This is a genomic window from Vibrio jasicida 090810c (assembly GCF_002887615.1).
GTDB lineage: Bacteria > Pseudomonadota > Gammaproteobacteria > Enterobacterales > Vibrionaceae > Vibrio > Vibrio jasicida.
The window spans coordinates 32262-47705 of record NZ_CP025792.1; the positions used below are offsets into that span (position 1 = coordinate 32262).

A 15444-nucleotide genomic window follows, 5' to 3' on the forward strand; every position below is an offset into this window, starting at 1 on the left:
GACTATCAGATTTTGCAAAATGTCGGTGCTTTATTTCGAACTTCTTGGAATAACGCACATGCTTTCTATTTGGTGAATGGGTGGGGGGAAGATCTATTCTAAACCTAAATATTACACCTTTATAGGCAGATACACAGACTTTAAGTATAGGTTTTTGGCGAGCAGCTGTTTCAAATTTGGCTAATTTTATCGCCATCCGGAGGGGTAACAATGAAAATGATGAAGCTTCGCTACCGTGCAGGGGCGTATGGTAAATGGGTTGAAGTAGTGGTGTCTGCGTTTGTTGCAGAAGAGTTAGCAAAGGAGTACACCGGTTACGGCTGGCAAGCTGAAGTCGTAACGGTATGATTTTGAGAGGAAGGCAGGTGTGCTAATTACCCTGCCTTTACAACATAAATAACATCGATGCCTAATCTATCAGTTCAGAGAATGACGCAAGATCAGCGCTTTTCCACTCTCTTCATAAATTGTCTTTTGGGTGTTATCGAACCCTGCCGATTCAAACAATCTAATTCCAATGTCATTACTACTAGATACTGTCGCACACACAGAGCTGCTTTCAGTGTCAATTGCGTAGCCATAGATCATCAGTTTTTGTAGCGTTGCTTTTCCAATTCCTTGCTGTTGAAAGCGCTTATCGACCATAAGATAGCTTAAACCCAATTCATGGCGTTTGGCGAAGGGAGCGTGTTGGGCGAAGGCTTTGTCTATCACTAAATATCCGACAATAAGATAGTCATGAAAGATGGTATAAAACACCTCTGACTTACTACGTTGCTGGTAAGCCTGTTCAAATGGCTTAAAAAATCCTTTTTGATCTTCTTGCACTTCCAGTTGCATCAAGCTGGCAAAATCTTTCAGCTTGGCAGGTTTAATGGCGATCATGGTCTGAATCTGTTCAGAGGCGGTAAACACAATACCGCCATTATAGTTGTGGACATTAAAAGGACGCAATCTGGTTCTGTGTGGATTTTGCTATTAAATAGAGATCGCTAGCGGCAAAGCGGATAATAAAAGCCTTGATGAATGTGCGCACCAAGTGTGGTTAGTAAATGGGCACATTCTGCGGTCTCCACACCTTCCACGATGACTGCACAGTGGTATGTGTGTCCCATCGCAATAAGCTGACGTAACGTCTCTACTTTTTTGTCGTCTTGCTTCAGGTTGATAACAAACAAACGGTCAATCTTGAGATAACTTGGCGTAATTTGACTGATGAGCTCGACATTGTTGTTACCAGTCCCGAAATCATCAATGCTGATTTTGCACCCGATGGCTTTGAGCTTGTTGATGTTATTGAAGATCTCCAGCGTGTAGTACATCGACGCATTTTCTGTGATTTCAATCGTCAGAAGTGAACAGTCCAATTGAGCCAATAAGCGATACAAGCGTGTGAAATTACGCTTTTCCAGTAGAGAAGGGCACACGTTGATACTCAGAGGAGCGAGTAAGGATTTTGATTTGCCATACACGAGCCTGATGACCAATAAGGTATGATTGATTAGAAATCCATTGGCGATTAATGACTCAATAAACTTTTGAGTGTTTTTAACCTTAAAGCGCGATAGGACTTCATAGTGGATATTCTGTCGATTTGATGTGTTGTGGATAGGTTCAAGTTTGAGATTGAACTGACGGATAGCCCAAAGGTAAGTGGCTAATGAGCGAAGTTTGTTATGTCTAAAGGCAAGCATTAGAATAAAGCTCAAAACAAGGATGCTACTAATAGGCCCTTTTACGTAATACACCTCTTTGTAACCGTTTTCGTTGACGTTATACAAGAACGATTGCCCGTTGGTATCGCCAATTTCTAGCGCTGTGCCAGTATTGGTACACACTTTCATGCCAGACAAAAACATGCGAGACATATGGCTCTCAAAGCTATTTGATACATTCACGTTTTTTACTCTGACGAGGACTTGTGCACCGTTAAATAAAAACGAATGGGTTGTGTAGCTTTCGTTGTTTAACCAGCTTTCTCTGTCTTTTTTGTTCACTGGGACCACTGCTTCTGGCGTGACTAGACAGCGAATGTTGTGCTTGTCGATCATCAATGCTGACTCGACTAATTGAACATTATCAAATAAGCCTTTTAATTGGTCTTCATGCCCAAAACAACTCTGTTGAGCGAGATCTTGTGCGAAGTTCATTGCGTCATCAAAATAGTTTTGCTTAACAATCGTCCCGATGCTGTAAAAACAAATGGCAATATACAGCGCGATGGTAAAGCCAATAAAGCACAACAAATTCAGGTATAGCGCTCTACTACGTAAGCAAATAGCAGCGGCCATTCTTACGCTATGAACGGCTTGCTGGTGGATTCTCGCTTGTTGAAGAAGCCCATCTTTTTGTGCGTGTTGGCTATCGTATGGCACAAAATATCCCTTTCGGTGAATGTTTTCGATGAGAGACTTTTGGGTCTCTATATGATTCTTTGTTAGTTGCCTGAACTTTTTCCTTATGGACGCAACAGCGTTCTTAAATCCATTTTCCGGCAACATCAAGTGATGTTGCGCTGACAACTTCTTTTCGATTTTCCTCTGGCTAATAGGCGCGTTTAAGCTCCCAAAAGCGGCAATGGTGCTAAGGATTAAGTATTCGATTCTGCTTACGGGAATAGAAGAGTGGATGGAGTTATTGAGCTGTAATGAAAGTTCTTTTTCGGACAAGCAAACGCAGATTTGGTTTCCAAGTTCAAACCTAATCATGTGTTAAAGCGCTCCAGGATTAATTTTTGAATACGTTATCAATATTGAGATAGCAGGTATGTGACCTTCTACGGGCATATCCTAAACTTCTGGATATAGTGACAATTTTAGATTTTTTTATAAAGCTCAATCCAGAGAGATTTTACATGGGGAAAGATCTTTAGGCGAAAAAAAGCCCGAGCGAGTTGCTCGGGCTTCTGATGGGAGAGGTTGGGAGATTAGCAGATAACTTTTACTGCTAGGCCGCCTTGAGATGTCTCACGGTATTTTGCGTTCATGTCTTTACCTGTCTCTAGCATAGTTTCGATAACCTTATCTAGAGAAACTGTCGGTGCAGATGAGCGACGCAGTGCCATACGAGTTGAGTTGATCGCTTTTACTGCCGCGATACCGTTACGCTCGATACACGGAACCTGTACCTGACCAGCAACAGGGTCACACGTTAGACCTAGGTTGTGCTCCATTGCGATTTCTGCAGCCATACATACTTGCTCAGGGCTACCACCCATAAGTTCAGCAAGGCCTGCTGCTGCCATAGAACATGCCACGCCAACTTCACCCTGACAGCCAACTTCTGCGCCAGAGATAGACGCGTTGCGTTTGTAAAGACCACCGATCGCGCCAGAAGCGGCGAAGTAACGGATGTAATCTTTTTCAGTCACGGTTTGGATGAACTTGTCGTAGTAAGCCAGTACCGCAGGGATGATGCCACATGCGCCGTTTGTTGGTGCTGTCACAACACGACCACCTGCTGCGTTCTCTTCGTTTACTGCGAAAGCGAACATGTTTACCCAGTCAACAACCGACATTGGATCGTTTGTTGTTTTTTCAGAAGTAAGCAGTTGCTGACGAAGTGCTGCTGCACGACGAGGTACGCGTAGTGGACCAGGCAGAATACCTTCTTCGTTCATACCACGATCCATACATTCGCGCATGGTGCGCCAGATGTTCGCGAAGTATGTACGAGTCTCTTCATCAGAGTGCAGAGAGTGTTCGTTTTTCATCACAAGTGCACTAATAGAAAGACCACTTTCTTTACACTGGTTAACGAGCTCTTCTGCTGTCGTGTATTCGTAAGGAACCTTGATTGGGTTCTCAATCTCTTTACCGAAGTTTTCTTCATCAACGATGAAGCCGCCACCGATAGAGTAGTAAGTCTTTGAGTACACTTTTTCGTCTTCGATCCACGCGTGGATCTGCATGCCGTTTTCATGTAGCTCAAGGTTAGTAGTATGGAAGTTCATACCACCGTCTTTCGGGAACGATACTGTGTGACAGTGCATGCCAACAGGAAGGCGTTCAGTTTCTTCTACTCGAGCGATGAAGCCCGGAATAGAGTCGATATCAACTTTCTCAGGGGAGTTGCCTGCAAGACCCATGATGATGGCGATATCCGTGTGGTGACCTTTCCCTGTCAGTGATAGTGAACCATAAACGTCAACGGTGATTTTAGTGATGTCGCGCAGTTTTCCCATCGCACGAAGGTCATCAATAAACTCTTTACCCGCTTTCATTGGACCTACAGTATGTGAGCTTGAAGGACCAACACCGATCTTATAGATATCAAAAACACTAATCATATCGATTACCTCAGAACAAAGCCTCCCAAGGGGAGTTGGGAGGCTTTTTATTATCGTTATATTCTTGGATTAATCATGCTTTATAAAAGAGCAGTGATTAAAGAGCGCCGTAGATTACAGAACTAATTGCCGCAAGACCACAGATTGCTGTGAAAATCTGTACAGGTGCTGAAGTTTTGTACTTCGCCATTGCTGGCACTTTCTGCATCGCGAATACAGGCATCAAGAATAGGATAGCTGCAATCATTGGTGCACCCATCGTTTCAATCATGCCTAGGATGCTTGGGTTAACGATAGCAACAATCCAAGTCGTCACAACGATGAAGATAAGAGACGCTTTTTCAATCTTGCTCTTAGGAGATTCAGAGCGAGACTTGATTAGACCTACTAGACCTTCGTGAGCACCTAGGAAGTGACCGAAGTAGCTAGAAGTGATTGCTGCGAATGCAACCAATGGGCCCATGTAAGAGATCAGTGGTGATTCGTGAACGTTCGCTAGGTAAGAAAGAACTGAGATGTTTTGCTCTTGCGCAGTTGCTAGTTGCTCTGGAGATAGAGAAAGCACTACAGAGAATACGAAGAACATTACAAAGCCCATCAGCATCATCGCTGCGCCGCCAGTGATAGAGTCAGTCTTCTTAACTGCGTCATCACCGTACACACGACGTTGTTCTTTAGAGAACTGAGAGATGATTGGGCTGTGGTTGAATGAGAATACGATGATTGGAATTGCTAGCCAAACGATTGAAGGCATTTCGCCCCAGTTTGGAGACACTTCCATCATTGATGTATTCCAATCAGGAATTAGGTAGAAAGACAGTGCTAGTAGGACAAATACTAGAGGGTAAACCATTGCTGATGTTGCTTTCAGCATTAGCTCTTTACCGAATACTACACCCGCAGTCATCGCAGCGATTAACGCGCCAGAAAGTAGCCAGCGAGGAATAGATTCCATACCCATTTGGTTAACTAGGAAAGAGTCAACCGTGTTTGTGATACCAACACCGTAGATAAGTACGATAGGGTAGATAGCGAAGAAGTATGCAAAAGTAATAAGGTTTGCGCCTGTCTTACCGAAGTGCTCTTCTACTGTGTCAGTGATATCAGCTTCAGGGTTTTTCGCAGAAAGTACGAAACGAGCGAGAGATTTGTGTGCGAACCAAGTCATTGGTGCCGCGATTAGAGCAAGGATAACTAATGGCCAGAAACCGCCAGCACCTGCTTTAATTGGAAGGAAAAGTACACCTGCACCTACTGCTGTACCAAATAGGGACAAACACCAGGTGAAGTCTTTGTAAGAAAACTTACTAGACGATTGTGCGGTTGAAGCCGCAGTAGTAGTTGTATTCATTTTTGAGTTACTCATTTTGGGAACAGGAAATAAGTCGGGAGCAATTTTGCAAGATTTTGCACTAGGAAAATTAGATCTAAATCATGTATTGCTCGAGCTTATTGAATGATATGTCAAAAACCTGCTTTTTATCACGAAAATGGCGTGCTACACGTGATAATTGCTAATGAGTGAAATTAGAAAAACTTATCTGAAGCGGTTGTTGTATAAATTTTTCTCACCGCAAGCGTTTGCCTTATAAAAATCAAATTAAACTAATGTGAATTGATGTTTGAAAAATAACTTTTTATTAATATAGATGCACATGATGTTTGGTTTTAAAGTCAACTTAATATTGATAAAGCAGTTACTTAGAAATGATGTGTTTTTGCATGGATTCGATGATCTGTGCGGTCATTCCCCAAATAAAATGCTGCTGATATGGGATGGCAAAGACGCGATGACTAGTGTTTCTTAGGTTGAATTTTGAACTGTATAGCTTTTCAGGGTTTAAAATATGATTGGCTGGGACTTCAAAAACTGAGGCAACTTCGTTGGGGTCAATTTGCGTTGTGTAGTCTGGAGAAATGAAGGCCAAAAACGGTGTCACATTAAATTGGCTAATCGTTGGCAGCTTTGGCAGCTGACCAAATACCTTTATATGCTTTTCATGAATACCAATTTCTTCTTCGGCTTCTCGCAGTGCCGTATTCACAAGAGTGTGATCCTCCGTCTCATATTTTCCCCCTGGGAAGCTAATTTGGCCAGGATGGTGTCGTAAATGTTCGGCTCGCTTGGTCAAAATCACTTGCATCCCTTCTTTTCTCTCAACAAAGCCAATTAACACTGCGGCATCACGAAGTGAGGTGTCTTTCAAATGTGCTAATCGGCCCAAAGACTCTTGGTGATAGCCTGTCGGTAAATGGAATTGGAAGTTTTGCAACAATGTTGTTTTATCAATGACCAAATCGGAGTCCTTAAGAAGTCAGCTGACGAATGGATTCGTATTATATTAATTTGAAACTTATAGCGTTATACACCATTCTTTATTTTAAGACGTCACTATAAGGTTAGCTGAATACGATGAAAGGAATCATTTTCACGGAGTTCATGGAGTTAGTGGAAGAGAAGTTTGGTCTTGAGGTTCTCGATCAGGTTTTGGATTTATCTAACGACGAAGGTATTTACACCTCAGTAGGCAGTTATGACCATCGAGACCTTGTTAAGTTGATCGTTAATCTCAGTAAAGTGTCTGATATCCCCCCAGAAACGCTTCAAGAAGTGTTTGGTGAGTGTGTCTTCCAGAATCTACTCAAATCGATTCCGAATCACGCCAGCCTGCAGCAGTGCAGCACGACGTTCCAATTCGTGCGCCATGTAGAGGACTTCATTCACGTGGAAGTGAAGAAACTCTATCCCGATGCAAATCCTCCGCAGTTTGACTTTATCAGTGAGACAGAATCGGAAATGGTGTTTGACTATCGAAGTGCGCGCTGTATGGCTCATGTTTGCTTCGGTTTAATACAAGGGTGCGCTCAGCACTTTAATGAAACGATAAAAATTAAACATCAGAATCAATCGGAAGATGGAAGCCAAGTGCGTTTTTGGCTGGAGGCTCAATAACCAAATATGACGGGAAATTCCTCATTAGAAAGGAAACTCAAGCGAGAAGTCGCGTCGCGTAAAGCCGCTGAATCACTGTTAGAGCAAAAGAGTTTAGAACTGTATGAATCTAACCAACAGTTAAGTGTGGCGCTAAAAAAGCTCGAGATGAAATCAGAGAAAGATCTGCGCAAATTTGAGTTCGAAGAGCAAATCGATGCCACCTTGATTAGGTTCGGACGTACTTTCCTTTCTAGCACCTTCGATGAAACCATGATTGCCAGTTTCTTGGAACAGCTGACATCAAACTCTGTTGTGTCGGGGGCTTACCTGTATTTAGAAGCTGAGCGTTTGAGCTCATTACGTCGGCATCAATTTGGACATTTGGCGTTAGCGCATGATGCGCCTATCGCCAATAAACCGCGTTGGAACGGGAATGCTCTCTATCTCCCAATTACAATAGACGCCAACATTCTTGGCGAGTTGATCTTTTCTGTTGCGCTTGATCAAGTCGATCAGGAGTTTATTTCTAAGCAAATGGTGTTGGTTTCAGACTTGGTTCATGGCGTTATTAGCCGCCACTTGAGCTTAGAACGAGAGGTTGAACTGCGTAAGCGTGCTGAAGCCTCCGAGAAGGCGACCAAAGAGTTCGTTGCCATGATCAACCATGAGCTAAGAACGCCGCTAAATGGTGTGCTCGGCAGTGCCGATCTGCTGAGTAAGACCGCCCTCGGGGATGAACAACAACAGTATCTGAGTAATCTTACGCATTCTGGGGACCTACTTAGAGTCATCATCAACGACTTACTCGACTTCAGTAAGATGAACGCTGGGATGATGGAAATCATTGATAAAGTTTTTGCTTGGAAAGCGCTAGAGGATGCATTAACTGGCGTATTTGCGGCTAAAGCTGCCGAGAAGCGCATTCATTTCTCTATTGATAAGAAACTCGGGATACCTGAGTTTTTGGTCGGAGATTTTGAGCGGATTACCCAGATCTTGGTTAACCTAATCGGTAATGCGATTAAGTTTACTCAACTCGGAGGTGTGGTGCTGCGTGTCGAATGGAACAATGGCTTTGCACATTTTGAAATAGAAGACACCGGCATTGGTATTCCGCTAGAAGCACAACAAGCGTTGTTTGATCCTTTTGTTCAAGCAGACCGCTCTACAAAGCGCAGTTTTGAAGGGTCAGGTTTAGGTTTGGCGATTTGTAAGAACCTTGTCGATCTGATGAAAGGACAGATCAGCTATGTCAGCGAGCCACGCAAAGGGACAACGTTCCAAGTCGTGGTACCGCTTAAACGAGGAGAAGCGCCCGCAAATTTAGCCGGGTCGGAGGCAACCGGTCGACAAATTGAGTTGGCAGGAAGAAACATTTTAGTTGTAGATGATATTCGGATGAATCAGGTCATCGTCACTCAAATGCTTAAAAAACTCGATATCACACCCGATCTAAAAAATAACGGCTTGGAGGCGTTGGAGGCCGTTAAAAACAAAGACTACGAATTGATATTCATGGATTGTCGAATGCCAGAGATGGATGGGTATGAAGCCACGGTTCACCTAAGAGAGGATGGCTTTAACAATCCCATTATTGCACTCACAGCGGGGACGACGTTAGAAGAAAGGAAAAAGTGCATCGAATCTGGTATGGATGACATCCTTACCAAGCCCTACACCGCGGCAGATATCGAACAAGTGATGTGTAAGTGGCTCAAAGAATAGCGCTAGTAGAATAAAAACAAACGGCTCTGTAAGAACAACAGAGCCGTTTTTAGTTTAGTTTCTTCCACGTTAACTTTTACTTTAGTGCTGGTAGAATTTTCGAAAGCTTGTCTAAGGTTTCTTGATATTCCGAGGCACAATCACTGTCAGCCACCACACCGCCGCCAGCCCATGCATACAGTTTGTTGTTTTCTGCAACGAGAGTTCGAATTGTGATGCTGGTATCCATACGACCATGGCGCGAGATATAACCGATACTGCCACAATATGCGCTGCGGCGATGCGGTTCTAACTCTTCAATGATTTGCATTGCACGTACTTTTGGTGCTCCGGTGATTGAACCGCCTGGGAAGCAAGCTCGAAGCAAATCCGCCGCGGAATATTGCGGATCTAGATTGGCTCGAATGGTACTTACCAAATGGTGAACGGCAGGGAAGCTCTCAATATCAAACAACTTTGGCACATGGACACTACCTGGAGAAGCAACACGTCCAATGTCATTACGCAGCAAGTCCACAATCATCAAGTTTTCTGCCTGATCTTTCTCTGCGGTTTGTAAATCCTGCGCATTGGCTTGGTCTTGAAGGGTATCCGCACCGCGTGGTCGAGTGCCTTTGATTGGTTTGGTCTCGATAACGTTGTCTTTCAGTTCCAAGAATCGTTCTGGAGAAATACTCAACAGCGTAGATTTTGGCATACGAATAAATGCTGAGAAGGGCGCTTGGTTTGCCGCTTCCAGCTTTAAATACGCTTGCCACTCGCTTCCTTGATAAGGAGCATTAAAGCGCTGCGCCAAGTTGATTTGGTAACAGTCACCGCTTAACAGATATTCTTGTACGCTATCAAAGCGTGTCGCGTAAGACGCTTGAGTCATGTTGGATTGCCAGTCACCTTCTAGCTGAAAGCCTTCTGCCGTGTCAGGTACTTGTTCGTTTAGCCATTGCCATGCGGCTTGCGTGTTTTGGCCAACAAGGATCGCGGTCTTCAACTTATGATCGACAACCAAAGCCCATTCATACAGACCAACTGCCATATCTGGTGTTTGTAGATCTTTGGCTGCTAACTCCGGCATAGATTCGACTCTACGGCCTAAATCGTAACTGAAGTAGCCAAGTGCACCGCCGACAAACGGCAGATCCCACTCTGCGCCCAACTCAAGGTTTGGCAAAAGCTGTTGTTGAAGCTCGTCTAACAGCGAAAACGGGTCATCTTGAGAGGCGTACTCTTGCGTGTCTGTTTTGATTTGCGTATCGCCAGCGACTGTCTCTAGCGTTGCGATTGGGTTGGCCACCAACACATCAAATCGGCTGTCGATATGGGTCTCAGAAGCGGAGCGTAAAAGCATCGCCCAAGGTTGGTGTTCGATACGAGAAAATAGGGAAATGGTGAGGTCGTCGGCGTAATCCAATGCCTTAAAATCAAGCAATTGCGTATCCATGTTGTTCATTTGTTTAAATTGTGACAAAGAGTTCGTTCACTGCATGGCATGTCATGGGCTGCAAGAGTATCATAAACGCCACTATACCCAAATAATCTCTAGATACATGATTCAGCGAGAATGATTTGGTTCGCATACGCGACGACGATTCGCATGTTTTAGTGGGTCTAAATCAAGAATCGTCAACACTGTATGCGAGTCAAAGCAACTCGCCCTTCGTGAGCAAGCCACTGCTTTAAGAGTGCTTTGCGTTTGAACTTTCGTAAGTGTTTTACAACGATTCACTTACTGAGTTCTCTAAGTGGCGCCGCTATGAACTTGTATATGGGGGTTATTTGGGTATAGCGCCAAACTACCTCTATACAAGGGTTTGAGGTGGTTTTACTATATGGAAGGCGACTTCATTTAATCGTGTGTCGATATCAGCCGTTCGACAATTTGTTCACATAAAACGAAGCTCATTTAGAGCAATAAGCTCAACAAACACGAAAGAAGCCAGCCAATAATGGAAGCAAAGCATAACAATAATGAGGCATGCAATGACGGTAATACGCACGCAGGATGTCATCAGCAGTGTTGCTGATGCGCTACAGTATATTTCTTACTACCACCCGCTAGACTTTGTTCAAGCCCTTGAAAAAGCCTACCATCGAGAAGAGAGCCAAGCCGCGAAAGACGCGATTGCGCAAATCTTAATTAACTCCCGTATGTCTGCTGAAGGTCACCGACCGATCTGTCAAGACACCGGCATCGTCACCTGTTTTGTGAACATCGGTATGGGCGTCCAATGGGACTCAACCGACATGACAGTACAGCAAATGGTGGATGAGGGCGTTCGACAGGGGTACACAAATCCGGATAACCCATTGCGTGCTTCGGTTCTGATGGACCCAGCAGGTAAGCGAATCAATACCAAAGACAACACGCCAGCTGTTGTGCACATCAACATGGTGCCAGGCGATAAAGTTGAAATTCAAATCGCGGCGAAAGGCGGCGGCTCTGAAAACAAAACCAAGATGGTGATGTTAAACCCATCTGACGACATTGCAGAATGGGTAGAGAAAACCCTACCAGCAATGGGCGCAGGTTGGTGTCCACCGGGCATGCTTGGCATTGGTATCGGCGGTACCGCTGAAAAAGCTGCGGTATTGGCAAAAGAATCTCTGATGGGGCACGTCGATATTCAAGACTTGATTGACCGTGGTCCTCAAAACGCAGAAGAAGAGCTTCGCCTTGATATCTTCAATCGCGTAAACAAGTTGGGTATTGGTGCACAAGGCCTTGGTGGTTTGACTACTGTTGTTGATGTAAAAATCAAAACGGCGCCAACGCACGCGGCTTCAAAACCAGTGTGTTTGATCCCGAACTGTGCAGCAACACGCCACGTTCACTTCACGCTTGATGGCAATGGCCCAGCAGAGCTAACGCCACCGAAGCTAGAAGATTGGCCAGACATTACTTGGGAAGCGGGCGCAAATACACGTCGTGTTAACTTAGATACAGTAACCAAAGAAGAGGTCCAAGAGTGGAAGACTGGTGAAACGGTTCTTCTGTCAGGCAAAATCTTGACCGGTCGTGATGCTGCGCATAAGCGCATTCAAGGCATGCTAGAAAGTGGCGAAGGCCTACCTGCTGGTGTTGATTTCAAAGACAAGTTTATTTACTACGTTGGCCCTGTTGATGCCGTCGGTGATGAGGCAGTAGGTCCTGCAGGTCCAACAACCTCAACACGTATGGATAAGTTCACCGACATGATGTTAGAAGAAACCGGCATCATGGGGATGATTGGTAAAGCGGAACGTGGCCCTGCGACGGTTGAGTCGATCAAGAACCACAAAGCGGTTTACCTCATGGCCGTTGGCGGCGCAGCATACCTTGTCGCGAAAGCAATCAAGAAAGCTCGCGTGGTAGCATTCGAAGACCTAGGTATGGAAGCGATTTACGAGTTTGAAGTCGAAGATATGCCTGTAACGGTTGCCGTCGATTCTAATGGTACGAACGCTCACCAGATCGGTCCTGACACTTGGAAAGTGAAAATCCAAGAGATGGAAGCGTAAGAGACTTGGTCATCATTCGAACGTCTCAATTGGGAGAATGTGACAAAGTGCTGATTTACCTAGCAAACATTTGACAAAAGTGCAGCGAAAGCTGCACTTTTTGTCTATATAATCAAATATAAACTTATAGGCATAACAAATCTCACTGTTATGCTGACCATGATTAGGAGACGGCATGCCTCGTTTTATTCAAATTCTACAAATAGTTCTTGCTGTTGTGATCGGTAGCTTTGTTGGCTACGACTTGATTCTTCACGGCATCAGTATCTTCGATGAAAAATACGTCACCATCACTTGTGTGTTGTGGCTGATTCTAGAAGTCTGCCTATTCGTTATCTACAAGTTGATAGAAGACGATTAGATTGCCCTAGCGCAGATAGAATCACTAAGCCTCTGATATTCTCAGAGGCTTTTGTGTTTTTGATGTAGGTAAATTTTGTCGTGAATACTTTGTTCATCTTTGATTAAGGTTGATAAAATTACACTGCGTAGCAAGAATTGATGAGATAAATAAAAAGTATGAAAAGAATAACGCAAGAAGTGAATGACTTTATCAGCCGAGGAATGGATTCTAACGTGCGAATCGCAGTGACTGGCTTGTCTCGTGCGGGTAAAACTGCCTTTATTACTTCTCTGGTTAATCAATTACTGCATACAGCAACACACGACAACTTGCCGCTGCTGACAGCGGCGCGTGATAAGCGCTTGATTGGCGCGAAGCGTGAACCTCAAGCCAATATGATGGTACCGCGTTTTGCTTACGATGATGCGATGAACCAAGTTCACGCAACGCCGCCTCAATGGCCAGTACCGACTCGTGACGTCAGTGAGATTCGCCTGGCTCTAAAATACAAGCCAAATAAAACCACCAAAAAACTGCTGAGTAAAACGGCGGTACTGAACGTTGACATCATCGACTATCCGGGCGAGTGGTTATTGGACTTACCACTACTTGATATGGATTTTGCGACATGGTCGCAGACGCAATTTGAAGCGTTAAAAGGGCAACGTAGTGAGCTTGCTCAAGCTTGGCTAGAAGAGCTAGACCAAGTCGACCTCAATGCGGACGTCAATGAGAAAAAGCTAGAGAGAGTCTCACAGGCTTACACCGATTATTTGCATGCGTGTAAAGCGTCTGGCTTGCACTGGGTTCAGCCGGGACGATTTGTTTTGCCTGGAGAGCTTGCTGGCGCACCTGTTCTGCAATTTTTCCCCTGTCGATTAGAGGCCGAAGGAAAAACGGTAAAAGGCAGCAATTTAGCGATGCTAGAAGCGCGTTTTCACGAATATCAACAAAAGGTCGTGAAAGCATTCTACAAACACCACTTTGCGACATTTGATCGCCAAATTGTGCTGGTGGATTGCTTGCAACCATTAAATGCGGGTGATGAAGCTTTTTATGATATGCGCCAAGCACTTGAGCAGATCATGCACAGTTTTCGTTATGGTCGGAGTAGCTTCTTACGCCGCTTATTCTCGCCAAAAATCGATAAAGTACTGTTCGCTGCGACGAAGGCTGACCATGTGACGCCAGATCAGCACCCTCAACTTGTCTCTTTGCTGCAACAAATGGTGCATCCTGCGTGGCAAACGGCTTCTTACGAGAACATTGAAATGAGCTGCATGAGTATTGCCTCTATTCAAGCAACGACATCTGGCTTTATCACTTCGGGGGATAAAACGGTTCCAGCCCTACAAGGGACAACCATAGAAGGGGAGGCGATAACGATGTTCCCTGGGGAAGTACCAAAGAAACTTCCGAATGCTGTTTATTGGCAAAACAGTGGCTTTGATTTTACGTCTTTCCGACCTATGTCATCAGAAAGTGACGAGCCGATGAAGCATATTCGTCTAGACAAAGCACTTGAATACCTACTGGGAGACAAATTGAAATGAGCGAGCTAAAACAAAAACAAGTCTTCTCTGAAAAGGTCATGCACAGTGAAGAAGAGGATGTCTCGCCAGAGTTTACGGCGCAAAAGACATTCTCGGAAAAAGAGACTTTCGTTGCTGTTGAAATAGAAGAGCAACCGGAAGACACCGAGCAAGAATTACAGCTTGAACATGTGATTCGTCCAAAACCTGGGCGTAAATGGCTTACAACAGGGTTATTTGCCACCTTTGCTGGTCTGGTCGGGTGGCAGGCGGTGGATTCGATTGTCACGGCTGTGCAAACTGCAGATTGGCTTGCATTGGGCTGGGCTGGCTTTATCTCCACTATTGCCTCTTCTGGTTTAGGAGCGTTAGGTAAAGAACTATGGAAGCTACGCAAACTTCGCAACCACTTTAGCGTTCAGGAAGAAAGTGAGGCACTTATCGACAGTCAAAGTGTTGGCAAAGGCAAAGTATTTTGTGAAAAAGTGGCTGAGCAAAGTGGTGTACTTGCTGAAAATCCGGGCTTCGATCGTTGGAAGAATAGCGTGAATCCAGCACACAGCGATGCCGAAATCCTAGAAATGTACGACTCAATGGTTGTCAGTCAGCAAGATAAACTCGCGACCAAAATTGTTTCACAGCACGCGACAGAGTCAGCCGCGTTAGTTGCCGTTAGTCCACTAGCTGCGGCTGACATGCTGTTAGTGGCGTGGCGTAATTTCAAAATGATCGATAATCTCTCGAAAGTCTATGGCGTTGAGCTTGGGTACGCATCTCGAATCAAGCTACTTCGTGCGGTTTTTGTGAATATGGCGGCGGCTGGTGCAAGTGAACTGGCGATCGATGCGAGCATGGATTTGATGTCGATGGATCTCGCAGGAAAGGTGTCTGCTCGAGCAGGGCAAGGTTTGGGAGTGGGTATTCTCACCGCACGCTTAGGTTTGAAATCCATGTCATTGCTTCGCCCACTGCCTTGGTACCCTGAGAGACAGGTGAAACTCGGCGCTATTCGTAAAGAAGTGGTGGCGAAAGTTGCATCAATCACGATGAAACCGTAATCAATATCACCTTTGACGGTGAGGATTGCTTGACGCCATTCCAAGCTTGGTAGAAACTACTGTCAACT

The 15444-nt window shown here is 44.8% G+C and carries 13 protein-coding genes; 7 read left to right on the forward strand and 6 right to left on the reverse strand.

What is annotated here, in order from left to right; genetic code table 11:
* The first annotated feature begins 210 nt into the window (after nt 1-210).
* A complete protein-coding gene (locus tag C1S73_RS27830) occupies nt 211-348 on the forward strand; it encodes a hypothetical protein (protein ID WP_164492046.1) in 138 nt (45 codons plus the stop codon).
* A 69-nt stretch (nt 349-417) separates the two neighbouring features.
* On the opposite strand, the gene C1S73_RS00140 is transcribed toward C1S73_RS27830, so the two are convergent.
* The 5 genes from C1S73_RS00140 to C1S73_RS00160 all read right to left on the reverse strand — a co-directional run bounded on the left by C1S73_RS00140 (nt 418) and on the right by C1S73_RS00160 (nt 6585).
* Nucleotides 418-885, reverse strand: a complete 468-nt coding sequence (locus C1S73_RS00140) for a GNAT family N-acetyltransferase (protein ID WP_038873543.1) — start codon at nt 883-885, stop codon at nt 418-420.
* Nucleotides 886-992: 107 nt separating this feature from the next.
* Entirely contained in the window at nt 993-2708 is a 1716-nt protein-coding gene (tpdA, locus tag C1S73_RS00145; protein WP_038866451.1) for a cyclic di-GMP phosphodiesterase TpdA, read from the reverse strand.
* 218 nt (nt 2709-2926) lie between these two features.
* On the reverse strand, nt 2927-4288 hold the full coding sequence (locus C1S73_RS00150) for an L-serine ammonia-lyase (protein ID WP_038866452.1): 1362 nt from the start codon (nt 4286-4288) through the stop codon (nt 2927-2929).
* Between the two features lie 97 nt (nt 4289-4385).
* Nucleotides 4386-5639, reverse strand: a complete 1254-nt coding sequence (locus C1S73_RS00155) for an aromatic amino acid transport family protein (RefSeq protein ID WP_038866453.1) — start codon at nt 5637-5639, stop codon at nt 4386-4388.
* Nucleotides 5640-5985: 346 nt separating this feature from the next.
* Nucleotides 5986-6585 (reverse strand): CoA pyrophosphatase, encoded by a 600-nt coding sequence (locus C1S73_RS00160; RefSeq protein ID WP_038866455.1) that lies wholly within the window; start codon nt 6583-6585, stop codon nt 5986-5988.
* 116 nt (nt 6586-6701) lie between these two features.
* On the opposite strand from C1S73_RS00160, the gene C1S73_RS00165 reads away from it, so the two are divergent.
* Both C1S73_RS00165 and C1S73_RS00170 read left to right on the forward strand, forming a co-directional pair.
* A complete protein-coding gene (locus C1S73_RS00165) occupies nt 6702-7241 on the forward strand; it encodes a heme NO-binding domain-containing protein (protein ID WP_038866457.1) in 540 nt (179 codons plus the stop codon).
* A gap of 6 nt (nt 7242-7247) precedes the next feature.
* Nucleotides 7248-8948 (forward strand): ATP-binding protein, encoded by a 1701-nt coding sequence (locus C1S73_RS00170; protein ID WP_038866458.1) that lies wholly within the window; start codon nt 7248-7250, stop codon nt 8946-8948.
* 76 nt (nt 8949-9024) lie between these two features.
* On the opposite strand, the gene pabB is transcribed toward C1S73_RS00170, so the two are convergent.
* A complete protein-coding gene (gene pabB / locus C1S73_RS00175) occupies nt 9025-10386 on the reverse strand; it encodes an aminodeoxychorismate synthase component I (RefSeq protein ID WP_102778932.1) in 1362 nt (453 codons plus the stop codon).
* A gap of 539 nt (nt 10387-10925) precedes the next feature.
* On the opposite strand from pabB, the gene C1S73_RS00180 reads away from it, so the two are divergent.
* The 4 genes from C1S73_RS00180 (at nt 10926) to C1S73_RS00195 (ending at nt 15376) form a co-directional block, all read left to right on the forward strand.
* On the forward strand, nt 10926-12443 hold the full coding sequence (locus C1S73_RS00180) for a fumarate hydratase (protein ID WP_038866461.1): 1518 nt from the start codon (nt 10926-10928) through the stop codon (nt 12441-12443).
* Nucleotides 12444-12618: 175 nt separating this feature from the next.
* A complete protein-coding gene (locus C1S73_RS00185; RefSeq protein ID WP_009706856.1) occupies nt 12619-12804 on the forward strand; it encodes a hypothetical protein in 186 nt (61 codons plus the stop codon).
* A gap of 158 nt (nt 12805-12962) precedes the next feature.
* Nucleotides 12963-14339, forward strand: coding sequence for a YcjX family GTP-binding protein (locus C1S73_RS00190; protein ID WP_038866462.1), 1377 nt, complete (start codon nt 12963-12965; stop codon nt 14337-14339).
* The gene (locus C1S73_RS00195; RefSeq protein ID WP_038866463.1) at nt 14336-15376 is read left to right on the forward strand and encodes a YcjF family protein; all 1041 of its coding nucleotides are present in this window, start codon (nt 14336-14338) and stop codon (nt 15374-15376) included. Before C1S73_RS00190 ends, C1S73_RS00195 begins: the two co-directional genes overlap by 4 nt.
* Nucleotides 15377-15444 lie beyond the last annotated feature (68 nt).

Excerpts from the sequence above, each read along its gene's own strand:
- C1S73_RS27830 (WP_164492046.1), top strand. The coding sequence starts at position 211 with ATGAAAATGATGAAGCTTCGCTACCGTGCAGGGGCGTATGGTAAATGG.
- C1S73_RS00140 (WP_038873543.1), bottom strand. The coding sequence starts at position 885 with ATGATCGCCATTAAACCTGCCAAGCTGAAAGATTTTGCCAGCTTGATG.
- tpdA (WP_038866451.1), bottom strand. The coding sequence starts at position 2,708 with ATGATTAGGTTTGAACTTGGAAACCAAATCTGCGTTTGCTTGTCCGAA.
- C1S73_RS00150 (WP_038866452.1), bottom strand. The coding sequence starts at position 4,288 with ATGATTAGTGTTTTTGATATCTATAAGATCGGTGTTGGTCCTTCAAGC.
- C1S73_RS00155 (WP_038866453.1), bottom strand. The coding sequence starts at position 5,639 with ATGAATACAACTACTACTGCGGCTTCAACCGCACAATCGTCTAGTAAG.
- C1S73_RS00165 (WP_038866457.1), top strand. The coding sequence starts at position 6,702 with ATGAAAGGAATCATTTTCACGGAGTTCATGGAGTTAGTGGAAGAGAAG.
- C1S73_RS00170 (WP_038866458.1), top strand. The coding sequence starts at position 7,248 with ATGACGGGAAATTCCTCATTAGAAAGGAAACTCAAGCGAGAAGTCGCG.
- pabB (WP_102778932.1), bottom strand. The coding sequence starts at position 10,386 with ATGGATACGCAATTGCTTGATTTTAAGGCATTGGATTACGCCGACGAC.
- C1S73_RS00180 (WP_038866461.1), top strand. The coding sequence starts at position 10,926 with ATGACGGTAATACGCACGCAGGATGTCATCAGCAGTGTTGCTGATGCG.
- C1S73_RS00185 (WP_009706856.1), top strand. The coding sequence starts at position 12,619 with ATGCCTCGTTTTATTCAAATTCTACAAATAGTTCTTGCTGTTGTGATC.
- C1S73_RS00190 (WP_038866462.1), top strand. The coding sequence starts at position 12,963 with ATGAAAAGAATAACGCAAGAAGTGAATGACTTTATCAGCCGAGGAATG.
- C1S73_RS00195 (WP_038866463.1), top strand. The coding sequence starts at position 14,336 with ATGAGCGAGCTAAAACAAAAACAAGTCTTCTCTGAAAAGGTCATGCAC.